The organism is Rhodopirellula sp. JB055, assembly GCF_043100905.1.
Lineage (GTDB): Bacteria > Planctomycetota > Planctomycetia > Pirellulales > Pirellulaceae > Rhodopirellula.
Genome location: NZ_JBICHO010000627.1, coordinates 1 through 3,398, shown reverse-complemented (window position 1 = coordinate 3,398; position 3,398 = coordinate 1). Strand labels below are relative to the sequence as shown.

The 3,398-nt window shown below is 59.9% G+C and carries 2 protein-coding genes; both read right to left on the bottom strand.

What is annotated here, in order from left to right:
* Positions 1 to 1,903: 1,903 nt before the first annotated feature.
* On the bottom strand, positions 1,904 to 2,944 hold the full coding sequence (locus ACF8AM_RS24335; protein WP_392558141.1) for a class I SAM-dependent methyltransferase: 1,041 nt from the start codon (positions 2,942 to 2,944) through the stop codon (positions 1,904 to 1,906).
* A partial coding sequence (locus tag ACF8AM_RS24330; RefSeq protein ID WP_392558140.1) for an endo-1,4-beta-xylanase occupies positions 2,937 to 3,398 on the bottom strand: 462 nt, incomplete at its 5' end. The genes ACF8AM_RS24330 and ACF8AM_RS24335, both read right to left, overlap by 8 nt.

The window sequence follows — 3,398 nt, the reverse complement described above, 5'->3', positions numbered from 1 at the left end:
AGGCCCGATAGGGCCGGCAGAACCATTGCCGGGGCCGTGAGGCCCCGGTGCATGGGCCTTGGTCGATGGGCAGCCCCGACAGGGGCGACAGAGAAATCTCCGTTCCCGGTCTCTGTCAGCTCTTCCGGGCTTGGTGGGTTTTAGGAGTTCAGGGAACCGGGGACTGACGCCCCCGGCAAAGGTTGTGTCGGCCTTTCAGGCCTGGGGCTTGGATGGGGAATCAACCGGTCTTGGGCGAGTGATGGTGAGCTGCTGGGCAGAGTGTTGAGGCAGCCGATGGGCGCTGGATGGGTTGGCATGTTGGACGCGGTGTTGTTCTTCCACTGGCAAGGCCCGATAGGGCCGGCAGAACCATTGCCGGGGCCGTGAGGCCCCGGTGCATGGGCCTTGGTCGATGGGCAGCCCCGAGAGGGGCGACAGAGGAATCTCCGTTCCCGGTTTCTGTCACCCCTTCGGGGCTTGGTGGGTTTTAGAAGTTCAGGGAACCGGGGACTGACGTCCGCGGCAAAGGTTGTGTCGGCCTTTCAGGCCTGGGGCGTGGATGGGGAATCAACTGGTCTTGGGCGAGTGATGGTGAGCCGCTGGGCAGAGTGTTGAGGCAGCCGAAGGGCGCTGGATGGGTTGGCACGTTGGACGCGGTGTTGTTCTTCCACTGGCAAGGCCCGATAGGGGCGGCAGAACCATTGCCGGGGCCGTGAGGCCCCGGTGCATGGGCCTTGGTCGATGGGCAGCCCCGAGAGGGGCGACAGAGGAATCTCCGTTCCCGGTCTCTGTCACCCCTTCGGGGCTTGGTGGGTTTTAGGAGTTCACGGAACCGGGGACTGACGTCCCCGGCAATGGTTGTGTCGGCCATTCAGGCCTGGGGCTTGGATGGGGAATCAACTGGTCTTGGGCAAGAGTGTCCATCCTACGGGTTGAAACGTCGGTTCGGCCTGGAGTCAACGGTGCGACCACGCGGACGCCCAAAGAAACTGAAGCGATGAAACGAAATATTACCCAATCACCCAATTCGGTGTCCGACACCTTTTCCAGTCCCGACACCTTTTCCAGTCCAGCGAACTGAGGTGGCGAGTTAGGGAGCGTGGCTGGCCACTGAAAACAATGTCTCCTGCCGTAGCTTGCTTCGTTCGGTATGGCCTATGTCGCTGCAAGGGACGTTCGAAAAATAGATGGTGGCTGGCGTCTGGGATTCGCCCCGGATGGGGCCGTCGTGGGAGTTGGAGGCGTTCCTCGATCACGCGTCGGGTTGTGATGGGTGGTCTTGGCCGACTCAGACGGGCAAGAGTGTCCATCCTACGCGTTGAAACGTCGTTGGCCAAAGGGGATGGGGGTAGTTTCGGGTGTCCAATCAAAAGAAGAATAGGAAGCAGCCTGTTTTGGACGACGAAGAGAAGGGGGGGCGGGGTCAAAATCAGACGCATCCTCTCAACAATGACCACCGTCCCATGGATCTCGCTCCATTCTGAAAGAAGTTGACGCAGAGGTGGGGAGTCGCAGAGGCGCAGGGGAGAGCGGTAACGCCTGATATCCCGTTTGGTCCCTCTGCGCCTCACCGCCTCTCGCGACTCTGCGTCGAAACCCTTGTGCGGGACTGAGGACCGATCAAACGGGACGGAGTTCTTTTGCCCAAACGCATGCCCAGGAGAACTGGGGTAGCAGATCGCCGGCTGGTGACACCCAACACCCATTGCTCATTCTCACTTCGGCCTCATCATCGATTTTTTGTCGGTGACCAGCGATTCGGAATCGGACGCGATCGTGTTCCGGCTGATGGGAGTGGCCATGCTCGGTCTCAGCCGCCGGGCACTCACTCCGGTTCCATCCTGTGGCAGAAGTCATTCGGCAAGACGCTCTGAGTGGGTTGCCCAGAATCGATGAAAGCCAAGGACTCATGCAGACACGCTCACTCGCGGGTGAAACGCAGCAGGTCGTAGGACTGGGCGGTCTTTCGGTCGGCCATTTCCAACGGCCACCAGTCGTATTCGAGGTAGCGATCGGTTTGTTTGGTGATCACGTAGGCTTCTCCGCCCGATCGCAGTTTCTTCGCGGCGGTGACCATGAAATGCTCGGCGATTCGGAAGTCGCCGTAGTACGGCGGGTTGAGCAACGCGATGTCGCAAGCTGGCACGTCCGGCAACTCTCCATCGTGATTGACGATGGCGGTCAGGTTGGTGATCTGGTTTTGGGCTGCCGCTCGCTCGGTGCACTGGACGGCTCGCGAATTGCAATCGACAGCGTATGCGTGACCGGTTTGTGTTCGCACGGCGGCTGCCATTGCGACGGCTCCGTTGCCGCATCCGAGTTCCAGCACTGTGGAGCCTTCGGGGATCGGCGCGTGCCGGATCATTGCCGCGGCGGCTCGGTCGACGGAACGATGAGAGAACACCGACGGACGAGAATGCACGGTCAGGATGCGATCGTCGACTCGGTGAGTGAATTCGGCGTCGAAGGTTTTCGGTTTGAATGTCTCAGATGATTTTCGCACGACGTAGACACGTCCGGTCGCGTGATCGTGGCATCGGACTTTGGGACCGAGAGCCTGCAACTGGTTCAGCAACCACGTGTCTTTGGGAGCGTTGACCGCGGCGATCAGTTCGCCACCGATCGTCAGCCGCTGCCAGGATTGATGGATCAGGTCGCGATTCATTTCCGCTTCGCCGGTTTTCAAGACTGGCAGCAAAGCGAGTTCCCACGAGGTGTCGGGAAGATCGGGTTGGCAGATCACATGAACGTCTTCGGAGGTCACCTCGCGAGCCCGTTCGGCGCGGTGCAAATCCACGAACCAGCTTGTGATCTTGCTGTTTGGAAATGCAGCAGCCAGTGCATTGGCGGCTTGTCCACGGCCCGGTGACATCACGATCGCGGAGGCGAGCGATGAACGTGTGGAAGAAGCCAGATGATCGATCAGCAATTGTTCCGACGGAAGCGGTGGCAGGTCACTCACCGCCAACTCCAATTTGCAAGGTGACGGTTTCGTCTTCGAGCAGATTCACGGTTCGAATCCGTGCCCAATCCTGGGCTTCGGCTTGAACGCGATGGGTGCCACGAAAGGCTCGGACGGTGGCGATGCCTTCGGCGTTTGTTTGAACGGTTTGGTCGGTCCACCAGTCTTGGAAGATCAGCTCTTCCCAGACTTGGCCGTTCGGTTTGGTCGACCAATCTTCGCGAATCATGGCGCCGTGGGGACGCCACATGTCGCCTTCCCAAAAACCCCATGTCGTGAACCCGGTGGTCGCGGGATGGGCGAACACCAGCGTGAGAAAATCGCGAGTGCACTGGGCTTGAGTGGCTTCGTCACGTGTGTCGACATCAAACTCGGTGATTTCGATCGGCAACTGGAATCGTGACAGCTCGTTGAGGACTTTCCAGGCTTCCGGCATGGTGATCAGGTCGGCTTG